The following is a 17,091-nucleotide window of genomic DNA, read 5'->3' as shown; positions in this document are numbered from 1 at the left end:
TCGACTGGTACCGCCGCAACGCGGCCTGAACCCGTCACTCAGCCGAGATCGTCGAACAGCCGGGTGGCCGATCAGCCATGGTCGGCCGGGGCCGGCCACGGTCGCGGGCGCCTCACCGGGCGGGGAGCCGATGGCGGAAGATCCCGCGCACGCCGCCGAAGCTGCCGGTGGCGAGCAGCCACGAGCCGCCGGGGACGCCGGCCAGGGACGTGAGCTCAGCCGTGCCCGGGGTGCTGACCGGCTGCAGGGTCCAGGCGCCGGTGGGGGAGCGGTGAGCGAGCGCGGCGTCGTCGCCGTTGACGCCGGTGGAGCCGAGGAACCAGTGGCCGCCGCGCCCGTCCGGGACAGGGTCGAACGTCTCGCGCCACGGCCCGGTGACCGCGCTCACCCGCTCGCTCCGCCAGGCGTCCCCGCTGCGGTGCAGCAGGAGCGGCCTGGTGGTCTGCGCGGTCATGTCGGAGACGTCGGCGGTGATCCAGACGCCGGAGGCGTCGGCGGTGATGCCGCCGAGGTCGTAGGAGACGGACTCGTCCGAGGCGGGGAGGGCGTCGCCGAGGGGCACGATCCGCCAGCCGGTGCCGTCGTAGTGGGCGACCCGGGGCTGGGTGTCGTCCCGCCTGTCCCGGCCGACGGCCCAGATGTCCGTGGCGGAGCGCGCGCTCGCACGGGACACCTGCACGGGCACGTCGGCCTTCAGCCAGGCGGAGCCGGTGTAGTGCCAGGTGTCGTCGCCGAAGAACCACACGTCGGTGTCGCCGAGCACCTCGACCTCTTCGAGCGACTGGGAGGGGAGCGTGCGCATCGTGGTCCAGGTCCGGCCGTCCCAGCGCAGAGCCCGCCACCCGTCGCCGTCGCCGGTGGTGACGAGCCAGACGTTGGCGGGCGAGGAGGCGCCCGCCGGCCCGCCGCCGGCCCCCGGCCCAGCGGGCAGGGGAGTGGCCCGCCAGCGCTCACCGTCCCAGTGGTACGCCGTGGGACCGAAGGACCACCACCCGAACCGGCGGGTGCCGAAGGCCCACGTCTCGCGCTCGCCGACGGGAACGAGACTGGCGTTGAACTCCAGGGAGGGCGCCCGGTGCGCCAGCCGCCACCGGTCGTTGCCGGCCGTGGCGTTCTGGAGCGTCGTGCAGCCGGCGAGCAGGCCCAGCGTGACGACCGGGATCAACAGGACCATCGGCAGCGTGCGCACCTGGGAATGATGCCAGACGGACGGTGAGCGATCGGTCAGCGGAACTCGGTGGTCACCTTGGCGGGGTCCGGCGCCTTGACCGACACCTTCGCGCCCCACCCGCTGTAGCGGCTGTCCACGGCGATCATGGCGCTCTTCCCGTCCTCCGTCGCCGTGAACGAGCTCTGCACCCTGCTCACCAGGCCCGCCGAGGTGAGCGTGAGGGTGTAGGAGACCTTCGTGTTGTCGAACGACTTGTCCGCCTTCGCGCCGGCCCACCAGGCCGAGACCTGCTTGAGGTCCTTGAAGGTGATCGTGCCGGTGACGGAGCTCTTCGCCGCCTTCCCGTGCTCGATCAGCGCGGCCAGGGTCCTGGGCTCGGCCGGGTTCAGGATCTGGCCGTAGGAGTCGGGCACTCCGTACCGCTTGACCTTGTACCAGGTCTTGCCCTCCGGCAGAACGGCGGGCATGACCCCGCCGGAGTGGTACGTGATCTTGCCGATGCCGACGGCCCGCTGCCGCCCGTAGTCGTCGTCGTCCCAGTGGATCTTGATGTCGAACGCGGCGACGTCCTTCCGGTCGAACTGGAAGACGCCCTTGCGGTCCTGGACCTCCCTCTCGTCCGTGCCGTCCGACCAGGTGACCGTTTCGGTGAAGCGCACGCCGTGCCCGGGTACGAGCTCGGCCTTCAGCGCGCTGACGGGATCCTTGGGCGCCGCCTGCGCGGGGGCGGCGACCGCCGACAAGGCCGCCGACATGACGGCGCCGGCCGCCAGAGCTGTGATCATCTTCTTCATGGTCGGCGATCATGCCCGAAGCGGATCACGAACGGGGCACGACCGGCCCGGTCAGGGCCGTTTCCGGCGCTCGGACGGCTGCCATGATGGTCCCCTCCCATCCCGCCGCCGCTCCGGAGTACTCCCGTGCGCATCGCTCTCGCCGGTCTCGCCACCAGTCACCCGTTCACCGACGCCCGTACGCTGGCGAGCCACGCCGAGCTGGTGGTGTGGGAGCCGGACCCCGAGCGGCTGCGGCGCTTCACCGGCGAGCACCCCGCGGCCGTGGTCGCCCCGACCCTCGCCGAGGCGCTGGCGACCGGCCCCGACGGGGTGGTGCTGACCGTGCCCAACCCGCAGGTGCCCGGCGCGCTGGCCGCGGTGCTGGAGACCGGGGCGGCCTGCTTCGTCAACAAGCCCGCGGCGGCCTCCCGTGACCAGCTGGAGCGGCTCGACCGGCTGCCGATCCACGACCGGGTGATGTCGACGTCGGTGCTGCGGTTCGCCCCGGCGTTCGCGGGGCTCACGGTGGACCCGGGCGACGTGCTCGCCGTGCGGGCCACCGTGCGGCACGACGTCGGGCTGTGGGCCACCGGCTACAACGCCTGGCAGGACACGCCGGGCGAAGGCGGCGGCACGATGGTGACCATGGGGATTCACGGCGTCGAGCTGCTGGTCGCGCTGCTGGGATCGGACGTGGCGCTGGCGGGCGCGGCCGGCGCGCGGCGGCACTACGCGACCCTGCGCTCGGAGGACACCGGCGTCATGGCGCTGCGCTGGGCGGACGGCGTCACCGGCACCGTGGAGGTCCTCGGTGTGTCGGAGGGGGAGGCGTACACCGTCACCGTGCACCGGCGCGACTCCTCCGAGACCGTCGTGATCGAGGGGGGCGACGACCCGGTCAAGGGGCTGGGCTACGAGGGGACGATCGCGGCGTTCCTCGACATGGTGGCGGGGGCGCCCAGCCCGGTCCCGTGGGAGCAGACCCGCGCCGTCCTCGGCGTCCTGGTCGCGGCCCGCGAGAGCGCCCCGCCCGCCACCTCCTGACCGCGGCCGCGTCGCCCCGTTGACAGGTCAACTGCGCGCCAGTTACGGTCTGGACCGTAAATGACGTACAGAGGGAGACCGCGTGCGGACGACAGCGGAACTAGAGGAACGGCTGGCGCGGCCGAGCGCCGGGCTGGTCGACGACCTCGGCGGGCTCGACGGCGACATCATGATCCTCGGCGCCGGGGGCAAGCTGGGACCCAGCCTGGTGCGGCTGGCGCTCAACGCCACGGCCGCCGGCGGGCACGACCGGCGGGTCATCGCCGTGTCCCGCTTCTCCGAGCCGGGTCTCGCCGACGCGCTGCGGGCCGAGGGCGCCGACGTGGTGCCCGCCGACGTGGCCGACGAGCGGGCGCTGCGCGAGCTGCCCGACGCGGCCAACGTGGTCTTCCTGGTGGGCGCCAAGTTCGGCACCGCGGGACGCGAGCACGCCACCTGGTTCACCAACGCCTACCTGCCCGGCCGCGTCGCCGACCGGTTCCGCGACAGCAGGATCGCCGCGCTGTCCACCGGCAACGTCTACCCGCTCGTCCCCGTGACCAGCGGCGGCAGCACCGAGGACTCCGCCACCGGACCCGTGGGCGACTACGCGATGAGCTGCCTCGGCCGGGAGCGGGTGCTGACGCACTTCGCCGAGACGTACGGCACCCGCATGGCGCTGATCCGCCTCAACTACGCGGTCGAGCTCAGGTACGGCGTGCTGGTGGACCTGGCCCAGAAGGTTCTCGCCGGAGAGCCCGTCGACCTGGCCACCGGCCAGGTGAACGTCGTCTGGCAGGGCTACGCCAACGAGGTCACCCTGCGCTCGCTGGCGCTGGCCGAGGCGCCGCCGTACGTGCTCAACGTCACCGGGCCGGAGCTGGTCTCCGTGCGGCAGGCGGCGCTGGCGCTGGGCGAGGCCCTGGGCAAGGAGCCGGTGTTCACCGGTGAGGAGGCGCCCACGGCGCTGCTGTCGAACGCCTCACGCTGCCACCGCCTGTTCGGCTACCCGCAGATCACCCCCGCCGAGCTGATCGAGCACACCGCCCGCTGGGTCGCCGGCGGCGGGCCGCTGCTCGGCAAGCCCACCAAGTTCGAGCGCCGTGACGGCCGCTTCTGACCCTCCTGCGCCCACCGCAGCCCACCCACCCGTGACAAAGGGGGACCCCCACGTGCTCAGCACGGCTCCAGAGGCGCAGACGTCCGTGCGCCACCTGTTCCGGCGCGGCCTCGTCATCCCGGCGCACCCGCTCGCCCTGACCGCGGACCGCAGGCTGGACGAGCGCCGCCAGCGGGCGCTGACCCGCTACTACGTCGAGGCGGGCGCCGGGGGACTGGCGGTGGGCGTGCACACCACCCAGTTCGCGATCCACGGCACTGATTTGCTCGCGCCCGTGCTCGAACTGGCCGCCCGCACCGCCGGTGAGGCCGGCCGCGAGGTCGTGCTGGTGGCCGGGGCGACCGGCCCGACCGGGCAGGCGGTGGCGGAGGCCGAGCTGGCCAGGTCGCTCGGCTACCACATGGTCCTGCTCAGCCCCCACCGCGACCTGGACGAGGACGCCCTGATCGACCGGGCCAGGGCGGTCGGCGAGGTGCTTCCCGTGATCGGGTTCTACCTCCAGCCGGCCGTGGGCGGGCGCACCCTGTCGCGCGACTTCTGGACGCGCCTGGCCGCGATCGAGTCGGTGGTGGGCATCAAGGTCGCCCCGTTCGACCGCTACCGGACGCTCGACGTCCTGCACGGCGTGGTGCGCGCCGGGCGCGCGGGCGACGTCGCCCTCTACACCGGCAACGACGACCACATCCTGGCCGACCTCATCACCAGCCACCGCGTGGTGGTGGACGGGCGCGAGGTGGACATCGAGTTCGTCGGCGGCCTCCTCGGTCAGTGGGCGGTATGGGTGCGGCGGGCCGTGGACCTGCTGGAGGAGGCGAAGCTCGCCCGCGCCGGCGACGACGCGGCGGTGCGGCGGCTGCTCACCCTGGACGGTCACCTGACCGACGCGAACGCCGCCATCTTCGACACCGCCAACGGCTTCCACGGGTGCATCCCGGGCATCCACGAGGTGCTGCGCCGGCAGGGACTGCTGGCCGGCCGCTGGTGCCTGGACCCCGCCGAGGAGCTGTCGCCCAGGCAGCTCGCGGAGCTCGACCGGATCTGGGCCGCCTACCCGTGGCTGCGCGACGACGACTTCGTCGCCGCCGGCCTGGACCGCTGGCTGTCCTGACATGCCCGCCCGCCGGCCACCGCACGAGACCCGCCCGCCCCATGCCCTGCCCCATGCCCGGCCCCATGCCCGCCGGCCGGGCGGGTCAGAGGGTGAGGCGGTAGAGCGTGAGCGGGCGGCCGCTGGAGCCGCTGGTCAGGTTGCCGGTGCGCTCGGCCAGCCCGGCCAGCTCCAGCCGGTGCAGCATGCGGCGCGCGGTCCGCTGCTGCACCGCCAGGCGGTCGGCGATCTCCCGGGTGGTCAGCGGCTCCTCCCCGGCGGCGGCCCGCGCCTCCAGGAGCTTCTCCAGCGTGGACACCGACAGGCCCACCCGCCGGGCGATGACCGACAGGTTGTGCTCGGCCGCCGGGGCGGCGGGCACCGACTCCAGCACGATGTCGGTGTCGGCCCGCAACGACAGCACGGCCGCCACGTCCCCGATGCGCCGGGCCCGGGCCAGCGCGCGGCGGGCCAGGCTCTCGGCCTCGGCCGCGCTGCGCCCCAGGCCGAACCCGATGCGGACCACCTCGTTCTGACCGGCCAGCCGCCCCAGCATGGGCAGGCAGGTGAACCCGCCGGTGGCGTCGTGCAGCGGCCCCCGGGTGGTCACCAGCAGGTGCGTGCCGCCGCGGAAGGCGGCGACGGTGCCGCCCAGCGCGGCGGCCTCGCGCAGCAGGCCCTCCTCGTTGGCCACCTCGATCAGCCCGAGCGCGATCTGCGCGTCCTCCTGAGCCTGGCCCTCGGCCGTCAGCAGCAGCTGGCGCAGCGCCACGCGGACCGAATGGACCGAGGGCACCAGCCGCAGCACCTGCATCTCGTCCCGCAGCGCCTCATGGACGCTGCTCAGGCACGTGATCACCGGGTGGCCGGGGTCGCGGCGGTGGAAGGCGATCGCGCTCCTGGAGGTCATCTCGGGCCGGTAGGGGAGCGTGCGCAGCGCCTGCGTGGGCAGCCCGGCCTCGGCGAACGTGGCCGTCACGTCGGCCGCCGACAGCGTGTCGATGGACAGCCGGGTCACGTCCACGCCGTCGCGCTGGAGCCGTACGAGGGCGCTGAGCAGGGTCGCGCCCGAGTAGTCGACGAACGCGGCGGGACGCGTCAGCACGTCGGCGTCGCGGGCCAGCATGTACGGGACGATGCCGGTGAACAGCCACCCCTCGACGCCCGAGGCGTGCGCCTCGGCGATCGCCGGCGCCTGGGACTCGTGGTCGTAGTCCAGGCGCAGCGCGGTGACGCCGGGCTGGTCCTCGCACGTGGCCGCGACGTCGTCGACCAGATCATGCGGGCCGACGACCCCGATGACGATTCCCACCCACGTCTCCCTCTCCGCTCTTTTCGGTCAAGACCGCAATCATATCCTTGTGAGGTGTCCCGGTGAAGTTCCCGTCCATGGCCGAGGCGGCGGGCCGAACGCTCGGCGACGAGGAGGTCGCCGCCGCCGAGCGGGTGATCCGCTCCGGCATGCTCAACTCCGTCTGGGGCACCGAGGCCAGGCGGCTCGAAGAGGAGATCGCGCGGATGTACGGCCTGCGCCATGCGATCTCCTGCAGCTCGGGCACCGCGGCCCTCCATCTGTCGGTCGTGGCGGCGGCGCCGGACCCCGGAGACGAGATCATCACGACGCCGATCACGGACTTCGGGACTGTGGCCCCCATCTTGGCGCAGAACGCCGTCCCTGTCTTCGCGGACGTGGACCCTGCGGACGGCAATCTCGACCCCGCCGCCGTCGCCGCACTGATCGGGCCGCGCACCCGGGCGATCATGGCGGTCCACCTGTTCGGCGCGCCGGCCCGGGTCGACGAGCTGCGCGCCCTGGCCGACGCCCACGGCCTGACGCTGATCGAGGACTGCGCCCAGGCGTGGCTCACCGAGCTGCCCGCGCCGGAAGGAGCGGGCGGCGCGCCCCGGCCGGCGGGGACCGTGGGCGATGTCACCTGCCTCAGCCTCCAGCAGTGGAAGCACATCACCTGCGGCGACGGCGGGGTGGCGCTCACCTCGGACGACACGCTGGCCAGGCGGATGCGGCTGTTCGCGGACAAGGGCTGGGACCGCGCGGCCGGGCGCTCGCACGCCTCCTACGGGCTCAACTACCGCATGACCGAGCTGCAGGCCGCGGTCGCGCGGGCGCAGCTCGCCAAGCTGCCCGGGGTGGTGAGGGCCCGGCGGCGCACCGCCCTGCTGCTGCTGGACGCGCTCAAGGGCGTGCCGGGCCTGCGGCTGCCGCGGCCGGACGGCCACGCCTGGTGGCTGTTCCCCCTCGTGCTGCCCGGCGGCGGCGCGCGGGAGCTGGCCGAGGGCCTGGGCGCGGCCGGCGTCCCGGCCCGCGCCGGATACCTCGGCGAGCCGCTGAACCGCGCGCCCGTCTGGCACGCGCCCGTCTACGGCGGCTCCCGCGGGCCCCTGGAGGGCTACACGCCGGCCGGCTGCCCCGAGGCGGAGCGGCTCGTCGCCGACACGCTGCTGGTCATCGACTGGAACGAGCACTACACCGGCGAGCACGTCGAGGTGGTGGCCCGCGAGATCGCCCGCCTCCGTGGCCGCCCGTAGTCACGGTCGGATATCGGGCGTTGACCCGGCCGGACGCCCTCATTAGATTTCGGTCAGGACCGGTATTAGGAAAGGAAGCCGCCATGAGGAAGACAGCGGCAGTCGGCATCGCCGCCGCGTTGAGCGTCGCGGCCGCCGGGTGCGGATCGAGCGGCTCGGACAAGAGCGTCGTGACTCTCTGGATGTATCCGGTGATCTCCGACCAGGCCAGGAGCCAGGCGTACTGGGGCAAGGTCGAGAAGGACTTCGAGACCCAGAACCCCACCGTCGACCTCAAGGTCGACCTCCAGCCCTGGGAGGGCCGCCAGGAGAAGGTGACCACCGCCCTCATCTCCAAGAAGGGCTTCGACCTGGTCGTGCTCGGTCCCGACCAGATCCCCCAGTACGCGCAGCAGGGCACCATCGAGCCGGTCGACGACGTGGTCTCCGCCGACAAGGCGACGTACCTGCCCAACTCGCTGAGCGCCCTGACGGTGAACGGCAAGCTCTACGGCGTGCCGATCTACCAGACGATCACCGCGCCCATCTACAACAAGAAGCTGTTCACCGAGGCCGGCATCGAGGCGCCGCGGACGCTCGCCGAGCTGAAGGCGGCCGCGCCCAAGCTGGCCGCCAAGAAGGTCGCGGTGCTCGACTACCCGGGCAAGCCCGAGGTCAGCCTCAACCAGAGCTTCTACCCGCTGCTGTGGGCCAACGGCGGCTCGGTCTTCGCCGCCGACGGCAAGCACGTCGCCTTCAACGGCCCCGAGGGCGTCGCGAGCCTCCAGCTCCTGCTCGACCTGAAGGCCGCCGGCGGCCTGCCCGAGAACACCGCCAGCAAGGGCAACGACATCGAGGGCGGCCCGCTCGCGGCCGGCAGGACCGCGATGTACCACGCCGCCACCGCCCTGCAGGCGGTCCAGCTCGGCACCGCCGTCGGCGCCGAGAACGTGGGCATCGGCCTGCCGCTGGAGGGCGCCAAGCGCGTCGCGTTCGGCATCCCCGGCGCCCTGGTGCTGGCCGGGCACTCCGGGCAGAAGGACGCGGCCAGGAAGTTCGCCTCGTTCCTCGCCTCGCCGCAGCAGGCGGCGCAGCTGGCGAAGGAGTCCGGCTTCTTCCCCGCGCGCACCGACGTGACCATGCCCGACCAGTCGTCCGAGGCCAAGGAGTTCGCCAAGTCGCTGCAGTACGCCTTCCCGGGTGACACGCACCCGAAGGCCCGCCAGGTGATGGGCGTGCTCGCCCCGCACATCCAGGCGGCCCTGCTGGGCAAGGAGGACGCAAAGACGGCGCTCGACGCCGCCGCCAAGGAGGCCGACACGCTGCTGAGCAGCGGTAGCTGACCGGAGAGGACGACGGTGCGTCATCGCTTGCGTGACCCGGTCACCGGGCTGCTGTTCGTGCTCCCGATGCTGGTGCTGTTCCTGATCTTCAAGATCTTCCCGACCCTCGGCGCGGCGGGCATGAGCCTGACGAACTGGAACATCGGAGGGCAGTGGAGCTTCGTCGGCGCCGACAACTACGCCCGGCTGCTCGACGACGTGAACTTCTGGACCAGCCTGCGGGTCACGCTGGTGTACGCGGCGATCTACGTGCCGCTCACGGTCGTCGTGGCGCTCGGCACGGCGCTGCTGCTCAACCAGGTGGTGTTCCTGCGCGGGCTGTTCCGCGGCATGCTGTTCCTGCCGTACGTGACCAGCTTCGTGCTCGCCGGCATCGTCTGGCGCTGGATCTACGAGTTCGACGGCCTCATCAACGGACTGCTGGCCAAGGCCGACCTCGGCCCGGTGGCGTTCCTGGAGCAGCCGGGGCTCGTGCTGCCGGCGCTGGCCCTGGTGTCGGTGTGGAAGGGGTTCGGCTACTCGATGCTGATCCTGCTGGCCGGGCTGAAGTCCATCCCGGGCTCCTACCTGGAGGCGGCCACCGTCGACGGGGCGAGCGCGTGGCAGCGGTTCCGCCGGATCACGCTGCCCCTGCTCAAGCCCACCCTGTTCTTCGTCATGGTGATCGAGACGATCAGCGCCTTCCAGACGTTCGACACCATCTACGTGATGACCGGCGGCGGCCCCGCGCGGGCCACGTACACGCTCATCTACGGCATCTACGAGCACGGCTTCCGGTCCTTCGACTTCGGCTACGCGGCCACCTGGGGCATGGTGCTGTTCGCGATCGTGCTGCTCGTGTCGCTGGTGCAGCGCCGCTTTCTGGACCGGGGGAACACATGACGCTGACCGCTTCCCGCCCGCTCGCCCGCGCCGCCGAGGCCGCGCGGGCGGGCCGGCCGCGGGCCAGGTGGCCGCTCGCCGCGCTGCTGGGCGTGATGGCGGTGCTGACCGTCAGCCCGTTCCTGGTGATGCTCGTCGTGGCGCTGTCGCCGGGCGGCCGGCCGACCGTGCCCGGCCGCTGGCCCGAGTCGCTCACCTTCGACAACCTGGCGCGGGTCCTGTCCTCCAGCGGCATCGCCGAGTGGACGGTCAACTCGCTGGTCTACTCCGTGGTGTCGGTGGTGGTCATCCTGCTCACCGCCTCCATGGCCGGGTACGCCTTCGCCAAGAAGCGCTTCCCCGGCCGGGACGCGATGTTCTGGACGTTCCTGGCGACCATGATGGTGCCGTTCCAGGCGACCCTCATCCCGACGTTCGTCCTGGTCAACGGCATGGGCGGGGTGGACACGTTCTGGGGCCTGATCGTGCCGACCCTGGCCAACTCGCAGGCCGTCTTCCTCATGCGCCAGTTCATCCTGGGCCTGCCGGACGAGCTGTTCGACGCGGCCAAGGTCGACGGCGCCTCCGAGCTGCGGGTCTACTGGACGATCGTGGTGCCGCTCACCAAGCCCATCCTGGCCACGCTCGGGGTGTTCGTGTTCCTGTGGCACTGGAACGACTTCCTGTGGCCGCTGGTCGTCGGGCAGAGCGACACGACCCGGACGCTGACCGTGGGGCTGACCACGCTGCGGACCGAGGAGCTGCAACTGTCGGTGCTGATGGCCTCGGCGACCGTCTCCGTGGTGCCGTGCCTGGTGGTGTTCTTCCTGCTCCAGCGCTACCTCGTCAACAGCATCGCGATGACCGGCCTGAAGTGACCGGGGCAGGCTCCCCTAAGCTCTCTGGGATGCACATCTCGGCACAGAACCTCCGGGACCGCCTGCGCGGCTCGCTCGTCGCCGCGGCCGCCACCCCCATGACGGCGGCCGGAGAGGTGGATCCCGACCTGGTCTCGCACTACCTCGCCGGGCTGGTCGCCGACGGGGCCGGCGCGCTGGCGGTGCTGGCCCACACCGGCCGGGGCCCGTTCCTGTCCGCGCAGGTGCGCGCGGGCGTGATCGAGCGGGCGGTGGCGCTCGGCGTCCCCGTGCTCGTCGGCGTCGGCGGTCACCCCCGGACTCCCGGACCGGCGGCCACCGAGGCGACGGCGGACCAGGCGCGCGTGGCGGCCGAGCTCGGGGCGGCGGGGGTCCTGGTGTTCCCCTCGGCGGGGGACCGGCCCGCGCTGCACGACGCCGTGTGGCGGGCGTCCGGACTGCCGATGATCGCCTTCGACCTCTACACCCTGCCGTGCCCGCCGGAGGTGATGGCCGAGATCCTCGCCCACCCCGGCGTGGCGGGCCTGAAGACGGCCCTGCTGTCCGACGCCATGGGCTGCCAGCGGGCCATCGCGCTCGCCCGCGAGGCGGGACGGCTGGCCATCACCGGCGAGGACCGCATGTTCGGCCCGTCCCTGCTGTGGGGCGCCGAGGCCGCGCTGGTGGGCATCGCCGCCGCCGCCGTGGAGGTAACCGCCGCCGTGCTGGACGCCTTCCGGGGCGACGACCTGCGGGCCTTCGACGAGGCGTCCGCCCGCCTGGACCGGCTGGCGCGGGTCACGTTCACCGAGCCCATGGAGGGCTACGTGCAGCGCATGCTGTGGCTGGCGGCGGCCGAGGGCCGCATCCCCGCCTCGCACGCCCACGACCCGTACGGCCCGCCGCTGCCCGCGGAGGATCGCGCGGAGGTGGTACGGCACCGCGGACGCGCCCGGACGGCGGTCCGGCCGGGCGGCGCGCCCCGCCGGGGGTAGTGGCGTGCGTCATCTCGCCGCGGCGCCAGCGCGGAACTGGCGCGTCGCTCTGCCGGCCCGTGCTTCGCTTCGTGGACACGGTAGAGCGTCCACACGCGGACGTCAGCATCCGGCCGAGCGTGTTGACCGTCGCCAGGACGACCGGCAGATCGGGCGAGTCCGGTGCCAGGTTGGCGTAGCGGCCGCCGTCGATGTAGTCGAACATCTCCACACCCAGGCCGCGACCGCTCTGATGGCGCCCGGAGCCGATGTCACCGCGTTGCGTCTGCTCTTCGCGGAACTCCTCGGCCGCGCCGAGAACCTGCACATGGTCGCCGCCCTGGTGGCGGGCGCCGACGTCCGCCACGACATGGGGGAGGAACACCCCGCCGCACTCACCGGCCGGTTCGTGCCATCCCTCGACCTGACCACCGGCGACGGGCGCACACGGCGCCTCGCCGAGCTCCTGCGCGACGCCCGCCCCCTGCTCGTCGACCTCACCGGCGGCAACGACCTCGCCGTCATCGCGGAGGCCTGGAGCGACCGGGTGCGCCGCGTGACCGCGACCGCCGACGACGCCCCGGCGCCCGCGCTGCTCATCCGGCTCGACGGCTACGTCGCCTGGGCGGGCGCGGACCCCGACGGCCTGAAGGCGGCCCTCACCTGCTGGTTCAGCCCGAACTGAGGCGCCGGGCCGGTCAGGACGGTGTCGTGACCGTGGGCGAGTCGGTGGACTGTGCCCGCGGCGCGGAGGCTTCCGCAGGCTCGGACCTCACCAGCCACAGCCCGGTGAACACGGCGCAGACCAAGGTGACGACACCGGCCACGACGAAGGCGCTGTCGAGGCCGGCCTCGAAGGACGCGCCACCGGATTCCCGGGTGCGGACGACGGCTCCGAGCACCGCCACGCCGAGCACCGCGCCGATCTGCCGGGTGGTGCTGCTGATGCCCGACGCGAGGCCGCCCTCCTGCGGGCTGACCGCCTGGATGGCGGCCCCGGTCAGCGGGGACATGGTCAGGGCGAAACCGATGCCGACGAGCGCCAGCCGCCACCACACGTTCCCGTAACCGGTGTCCGCGTGCACGAAGCCCAGCGCCACCAGTCCCAGCCCGGCCAGCGCCAGGCCGACGGTGACCACGATCCGGAAGCCGTACCTGGCGGCGAGCCGCCCCGCGTACGGGCTGACGATCACCATGGCGAGGGTGGCGGGCAGGGTCTGCAGGCCGGCGCGCAGAATCGAGCTGCCCTGGACGTACACGAAGAACTGGGAGAAGAAGAAGGACGAACCCATGAGCGCGAAACCCACCACGACCATCGCCGTGTTGGACACCGTGAACAACCGCTGCCGGAACAGCCGCAGCGGCAGCATCGGCGTCGAGCCACGTCCTTCGACGACGACGAAGACGGCGAGGCTCGCCACCGCGGCGGTGAAGCTGCCCAGGATCACCGGAGAGGTCCAGCCGCGGGAACCGCCCTCGATCAGCCCGTAGGTCAGCGTCCCCACGCCCAGGACGGACAGGACCGTCCCCGGGACGTCGATCGCTGGCGCGCCCGGATTGCGGGACTCGCCCAGGACGCGCAGCCCGGCCAGCAGCAGGACCACCCCGATGGGCACGTTGACGAGGAAGATGGCGGGCCAGCCGAAGGCTTCCACCAGAATGCCGCCGGCCAGCGGTCCGGCGGCCAGGCCGATCCCGCTGAACCCGGCCCACAGCCCGATCGCCTTGACGCGTTCCTGTGGGACGGGATGCGCGGCGGCGAGCAGGGCCAGCGAGGCGGGGCTCAGCGCCGCGGCCCCGATGCCCTGCAGCACGCGTCCGGTGATCAGCCAGCCGATCGAGGGCGCGACGGAGCACACCACGGACGCGAGGGTGAACACCACGACGCCGGCCAGGAACACCCGCTTGCGGCCGAAGCGGTCGGCGAAGACGCCGCCGGACAGCAGGAGCATGGCGACCAGCAGCACGTAGGCGTCGACGATCCATTGCAGACCGGTCAGCTGGGTGTGCAATCGCTGCTGCATGTCGGGCAGTGCCGCGCCGACGATGGTGCTGTCGAGCAGCACCATGAACTGCCCGAGGCAGGCCACGGCGAGCAACGCTGCCCGGTTCGATCGAATACCTGCATTGCTTTCGTGCGCGGTCAACGCTGCTCCCTCTCCCGAGGCGGACGCTCCGCAGCAGACCATAGTTCGATAATCCCGAACTGTCGAACAATGGTATCGTCGAGGCATGCGACGGCTACCCGAGCCCGCGCGCGAGTCGCTGACGCTCGCGCCGGTGCTGCACGCGCTGAGTGATCCGGTGCGCCTGGAGCTGGTACGGCGGGCCTGGGACACCCCCGACTCGACCTGTGCCGTTCTCGCCGACGGCATGGACGTGCCGATGTCGACGCTGACCAATCACTGGCGGATCATGCGCGAGGCCGGACTGATCAGCATGTCCGTCGACGGCCGGCACCGGCGGATCCGGCCACGCGCCGACGACATGAGCGACCGCTTCCCGGGCTTGCTCGAGCCGATCCTGCGCCTCGGCGCGGCCGAGTCGCCTTACAGCGGTTCGCTGTAAGGCGGTTCCTCGACGTCCGGGAGAGGGTTTTGGCCGAAGGGAGAGTGGTGAGCTTCCGAACGGCCGTGGCGGTGGCGGCCACGGTCATCGTCGTCGCGGCGTGCAGCACCGGACCGGCGCCCCCTGCCCCTCGACGCTCACCCGCGCCCCAGGCCGCCGGGACGCCGACATCGCCGAACTCGCCGTCCGGCCGGCCGGTCGCCGCGCGTGCGGCCATGCCCGACGACTTCAACGGCGACGGTGGCGGGAGAACCTGCGCAGGTCGCGGGTCTCGCGGAGGGACCGCGCTGGCGTGCCTGTCCATTCGGCGATGAACAGCTGTCCCAGGCGGCGGCCATGCCCGGGGCGCCGCCGGCCAGCGGGACGGCCGCGATCTCCAGGATCGGTTCGTCCTGGCGGTCCTGCGCTCCCGTGCCTTCGAGGTCGAAGGCGACGAGCTCGGCGGCCGTCCACGGCTGGTCGTGCATGGCGTTGCTCCCTGATGGCCTAGTCGTCTTCGTGGCGGGCGGCGGCCGCCAGCCGGGCGCGGGCGCCGTCGAGTTCCTCCCGCTGCTCGGGGGTCAGCTCGTAGCCTTCCAGAGCGCGGCCGTGCGCGGCGTGCACGTGCGGGTGGTCGGCCTCTCAGAACTGGTAGCCGGAGAGGTGTCGATGCCGTAGTGGCCGCGGATGGTGTAGCGCGGCGCGCGGGCCGGGTCGTAGTGGCCGAGCAGGTGCCTCACCCGCTGCGGCGTGTCGTCGGAGTCGCCACGGCCGAGCGCCACGGTGACGGTCGAGCCGACGTAGTGGCCGACCATGTCGGCGCGCACGTCGAACGGGAACTGGTCCTGCAGCAGCAGCATGTCGGCGTAGTGGGCGAGGATCTGCTCCGTGGTGGGCACGACCTCGCGCGTCTGGACGATGGTGACGGTGCCGGCGATCCACTCCAGGATCGGCATGACGATGTTGCGGGCGGTGGCGTCGGGCTTGCACAGGACGACGGTCCAGTAGCCCCATCCGCCGGCCGGTGTCACGCCGCCGCCTTCGGCATGCGGCTGCGCCAGCGGCGTTCGATCAGCCACCGGTAGCCGGGGTCGAGCGCGTCCAGGACCTCGCCGGTCACCGGCTGATCGGTCTGCTTGATCTGCCGGTACACCTCGAAGATGAGCAGGACCTGCTGCCAGTACTAGTGCAGCCCGGTCGCCTCCACGAGGTCGGGCGTCTGCGCCATGTTGCCGACGCGCAGCGCCTTCTCCGCTTGGGTGACCAACCTGATCGACTCGATGAGGTCGTCGCCGGGCATGGTGGGGAAGCGGAAGGCCGGCGGCTCGTAGTCGGCCTTCCCCACCTCGGCTAACAGGCGGGCCACGTTGACCGCGTTCGCGTCGTTGACGTGCATGGACCCGACGTGGTGGGTGTAGCTGCCGAGCCGCGCCCCCAGCTCGTGCGCGGCGAGCTCCTGCAGCACGGTGAACGAGAACAGGTCGCTCGGCAGGCCCATGAAGGCGTCGTTGCCGCGCATGTAGCAGGACATGTGCAGGTGGCCGTCACGCAGCAGGAGCTGCGCGGCGATCGTGCACGACACGTCCGGGTTGTCGTCGACGGCGAGCTCGTCGCCGCTGTAGATCGACAGGACGGCGCGTTTGCTGTCGGGGTCCTTCTCCAGCAGGTCCAGGACGCGCTGCCACTGGGTGCGTCCGTCCGCGCCGGGCACGAACAGCGCCCGGCCGTAGGCGGTGCCCGTCAGCGTCCGCCCGTCTGCCGGAGTTGTCGGCCATCCTGGGCGCGTAGTAGCCGATCATCTCCAGGTCGTCGCGGCCGGCCAGGTACCACAGCACCTCCGCCCAGTTGTAGGCGATGTTGATGGGCCGGCGAGCCAGGTAGGGCACCCGCTGTCGGGGGTGGGCGATGCGGAAGGTGACGTCGAGCAGTTCGACGGAGGCGTTCCCTCGGCTGTCGATGCGGTGGCCGCTCTGGGTGACCTCGCGCAGGACGAGCGGGTAGACGTCGTGGAAGGACGGCAGCGTTTCGGGGGGTGAAGCGAAGCTCCTCTTCCAGTGGGTGGGGGGCTCCCGCGGGCGGGTCGCAGGGGAGCGGAAGGAACGCAGGCAGGGCAGGACGGGGCTCGGGCTGTGGCGGGCTCAGCTTCGGCGGAACACCGCGCCGTCGAGGTTGTGCGAGTACAGATCCATCGGCTCTCCTCTCGCTCCATCCCCGGCTCTCGGGGTAGATGGTGGCCTCGCCCCGCACGCCGTCCCCTCGACAGCCTTCGGGGACGAGGCCACCCGCCCGACCCCAGGCCACCCTCCGCGACAACGGGTCGGGCTGTCTAGGGACGCGCGCGGGTCCGGCTCACCGGCTGGGCATCATCGACCTCGCGGGAGACATCGACGTCTTCCGGCTCGTCGTCCTGGGGCTGCCGCGCTTCTTGCACGGTGACCTGATCGACGGCGGGCGAGGGCTCACTGCCCCCCATGCAGAACCGGTTGAGAAAAGCGAGAGCGACACCGGCATCCATGACACGGCCTTTGCACGAGAGATAGCCAGCGGCGTGGTCCGCCGCGGCGAGTCGAAGTGGGAGGCGGGCAGCGTTGCATGACAGGCGTGGCACCCGCCTCCCACAGCCGGGCCGTGCAGGCTCGCAGCATGCGTCTGCACGGCCGGGGGTTGAGCTCGCAGTCCACGGCTGAGCCCCTCGCCCTGTCGTGGACTGCGAGTAGGTGGCGGCGCGGGCCTCCTGGCGGTGGGGCGGTGGGCCCCGCCCCACCGCGGCCGGCGGCGGGTCCCCGGTGCCGCCGGGCCCGCGCGG

The 17,091-nt window shown here is 72.5% G+C and carries 19 protein-coding genes; 10 read left to right on the top strand and 9 right to left on the bottom strand.

Annotated features, from left to right (window positions below; all coding sequences use genetic code 11):
• Positions 1-112 precede the first annotated feature (112 nt).
• A complete protein-coding gene (locus AB0H64_RS44385; protein WP_357637835.1) occupies positions 113-1,189 on the bottom strand; it encodes a hypothetical protein in 1,077 nt (358 codons plus the stop codon).
• A 35-nt stretch (positions 1,190-1,224) separates the two neighbouring features.
• Complete coding sequence (locus AB0H64_RS44380) at positions 1,225-1,965, bottom strand: hypothetical protein (protein ID WP_357637832.1); 741 nt, start codon at positions 1,963-1,965, stop codon at positions 1,225-1,227.
• A gap of 126 nt (positions 1,966-2,091) precedes the next feature.
• Between AB0H64_RS44380 and AB0H64_RS44375 the strand changes: the two genes are divergently transcribed.
• From AB0H64_RS44375 to AB0H64_RS44365, 3 genes are all read left to right on the top strand, one after another.
• Complete coding sequence (locus AB0H64_RS44375) at positions 2,092-2,991, top strand: Gfo/Idh/MocA family oxidoreductase (RefSeq protein ID WP_357637830.1); 900 nt, start codon at positions 2,092-2,094, stop codon at positions 2,989-2,991.
• A gap of 82 nt (positions 2,992-3,073) precedes the next feature.
• On the top strand, positions 3,074-4,090 hold the full coding sequence (locus tag AB0H64_RS44370; RefSeq protein WP_355448072.1) for an NAD(P)-dependent oxidoreductase: 1,017 nt from the start codon (positions 3,074-3,076) through the stop codon (positions 4,088-4,090).
• 31 nt (positions 4,091-4,121) lie between these two features.
• Entirely contained in the window at positions 4,122-5,198 is a 1,077-nt protein-coding gene (locus AB0H64_RS44365; protein ID WP_357637828.1) for a dihydrodipicolinate synthase family protein, read from the top strand.
• Positions 5,199-5,283: 85 nt separating this feature from the next.
• Here AB0H64_RS44365 and AB0H64_RS44360 read toward each other — a convergent pair whose 3' ends face one another.
• Complete coding sequence (locus tag AB0H64_RS44360) at positions 5,284-6,489, bottom strand: hypothetical protein (RefSeq protein ID WP_357637825.1); 1,206 nt, start codon at positions 6,487-6,489, stop codon at positions 5,284-5,286.
• Positions 6,490-6,551: 62 nt separating this feature from the next.
• On the opposite strand from AB0H64_RS44360, the gene AB0H64_RS44355 reads away from it, so the two are divergent.
• The 6 genes from AB0H64_RS44355 (at position 6,552) to AB0H64_RS44330 (ending at position 12,423) form a co-directional block, all read left to right on the top strand.
• Positions 6,552-7,724 (top strand): DegT/DnrJ/EryC1/StrS family aminotransferase, encoded by a 1,173-nt coding sequence (locus tag AB0H64_RS44355; protein WP_357637823.1) that lies wholly within the window; start codon positions 6,552-6,554, stop codon positions 7,722-7,724.
• A gap of 83 nt (positions 7,725-7,807) precedes the next feature.
• A complete protein-coding gene (locus tag AB0H64_RS44350; RefSeq protein WP_357637821.1) occupies positions 7,808-9,046 on the top strand; it encodes an extracellular solute-binding protein in 1,239 nt (412 codons plus the stop codon).
• Positions 9,047-9,061: 15 nt separating this feature from the next.
• Positions 9,062-9,928, top strand: a complete 867-nt coding sequence (locus tag AB0H64_RS44345; RefSeq protein WP_357637818.1) for a sugar ABC transporter permease — start codon at positions 9,062-9,064, stop codon at positions 9,926-9,928.
• Positions 9,925-10,785: a carbohydrate ABC transporter permease gene (locus tag AB0H64_RS44340; protein WP_357637816.1), complete on the top strand. Its 861-nt coding sequence runs from the start codon at positions 9,925-9,927 to the stop codon at positions 10,783-10,785. Before AB0H64_RS44345 ends, AB0H64_RS44340 begins: the two co-directional genes overlap by 4 nt.
• Before the next feature lie 29 nt (positions 10,786-10,814).
• Positions 10,815-11,759 carry a dihydrodipicolinate synthase family protein gene (locus tag AB0H64_RS44335; protein WP_357637813.1) on the top strand — a complete coding sequence of 315 codons (945 nt, stop codon included), beginning with the start codon at positions 10,815-10,817 and terminating at the stop codon, positions 11,757-11,759.
• 232 nt (positions 11,760-11,991) lie between these two features.
• Positions 11,992-12,423: a hypothetical protein gene (locus AB0H64_RS44330; RefSeq protein WP_357637811.1), complete on the top strand. Its 432-nt coding sequence runs from the start codon at positions 11,992-11,994 to the stop codon at positions 12,421-12,423.
• 13 nt (positions 12,424-12,436) lie between these two features.
• Here AB0H64_RS44330 and AB0H64_RS44325 read toward each other — a convergent pair whose 3' ends face one another.
• Positions 12,437-13,828: an MFS transporter gene (locus AB0H64_RS44325; protein WP_357637808.1), complete on the bottom strand. Its 1,392-nt coding sequence runs from the start codon at positions 13,826-13,828 to the stop codon at positions 12,437-12,439.
• Positions 13,829-13,970: 142 nt separating this feature from the next.
• Here AB0H64_RS44325 and AB0H64_RS44320 point away from each other — a divergent pair, with 142 nt between their 5' ends.
• Positions 13,971-14,306: a helix-turn-helix domain-containing protein gene (locus tag AB0H64_RS44320; RefSeq protein ID WP_357637806.1), complete on the top strand. Its 336-nt coding sequence runs from the start codon at positions 13,971-13,973 to the stop codon at positions 14,304-14,306.
• 137 nt (positions 14,307-14,443) lie between these two features.
• Here the strand turns inward: AB0H64_RS44320 and AB0H64_RS44315 are convergent, their stop codons facing one another.
• From AB0H64_RS44315 to AB0H64_RS44295, 5 genes are all read right to left on the bottom strand, one after another.
• Entirely contained in the window at positions 14,444-14,773 is a 330-nt protein-coding gene (locus AB0H64_RS44315) for a hypothetical protein (protein ID WP_357637804.1), read from the bottom strand.
• Positions 14,774-14,866: 93 nt separating this feature from the next.
• The gene (locus AB0H64_RS44310) at positions 14,867-15,316 is read right to left on the bottom strand and encodes a nucleoside-diphosphate kinase (RefSeq protein WP_357637801.1); all 450 of its coding nucleotides are present in this window, start codon (positions 15,314-15,316) and stop codon (positions 14,867-14,869) included.
• A complete protein-coding gene (locus AB0H64_RS44305; protein ID WP_357637799.1) occupies positions 15,313-15,438 on the bottom strand; it encodes a hypothetical protein in 126 nt (41 codons plus the stop codon). Before AB0H64_RS44305 ends, AB0H64_RS44310 begins: the two co-directional genes overlap by 4 nt.
• Positions 15,439-15,468: 30 nt before the next feature.
• Complete coding sequence (locus tag AB0H64_RS44300) at positions 15,469-15,996, bottom strand: thymidylate synthase (protein ID WP_357637797.1); 528 nt, start codon at positions 15,994-15,996, stop codon at positions 15,469-15,471.
• A gap of 615 nt (positions 15,997-16,611) precedes the next feature.
• Positions 16,612-16,800 carry a hypothetical protein gene (locus AB0H64_RS44295; protein ID WP_357637794.1) on the bottom strand — a complete coding sequence of 63 codons (189 nt, stop codon included), beginning with the start codon at positions 16,798-16,800 and terminating at the stop codon, positions 16,612-16,614.
• Between the last annotated feature and the right edge of the window lie 291 nt (positions 16,801-17,091).

The organism is Nonomuraea sp. NPDC050733 (assembly GCF_040654215.1).
Classification (GTDB): Bacteria; Actinomycetota; Actinomycetes; order Streptosporangiales; family Streptosporangiaceae; genus Nonomuraea.
This window is presented reverse-complemented; position numbering and strand designations above follow the sequence as displayed.

Bases quoted from the DNA above. Each gene is read 5' to 3' on its own strand.
- AB0H64_RS44380 (WP_357637832.1), bottom strand. From the start codon at position 1,965: ATGAAGAAGATGATCACAGCTCTGGCGGCCGGCGCCGTCATGTCGGCG.
- AB0H64_RS44350 (WP_357637821.1), top strand. From the start codon at position 7,808: ATGAGGAAGACAGCGGCAGTCGGCATCGCCGCCGCGTTGAGCGTCGCG.
- AB0H64_RS44340 (WP_357637816.1), top strand. From the start codon at position 9,925: ATGACGCTGACCGCTTCCCGCCCGCTCGCCCGCGCCGCCGAGGCCGCG.
- AB0H64_RS44335 (WP_357637813.1), top strand. From the start codon at position 10,815: ATGCACATCTCGGCACAGAACCTCCGGGACCGCCTGCGCGGCTCGCTC.
- AB0H64_RS44330 (WP_357637811.1), top strand. From the start codon at position 11,992: ATGGCGCCCGGAGCCGATGTCACCGCGTTGCGTCTGCTCTTCGCGGAA.
- AB0H64_RS44320 (WP_357637806.1), top strand. From the start codon at position 13,971: ATGCGACGGCTACCCGAGCCCGCGCGCGAGTCGCTGACGCTCGCGCCG.
- AB0H64_RS44315 (WP_357637804.1), bottom strand. From the start codon at position 14,773: ATGCACGACCAGCCGTGGACGGCCGCCGAGCTCGTCGCCTTCGACCTC.
- AB0H64_RS44295 (WP_357637794.1), bottom strand. From the start codon at position 16,800: ATGGATGCCGGTGTCGCTCTCGCTTTTCTCAACCGGTTCTGCATGGGG.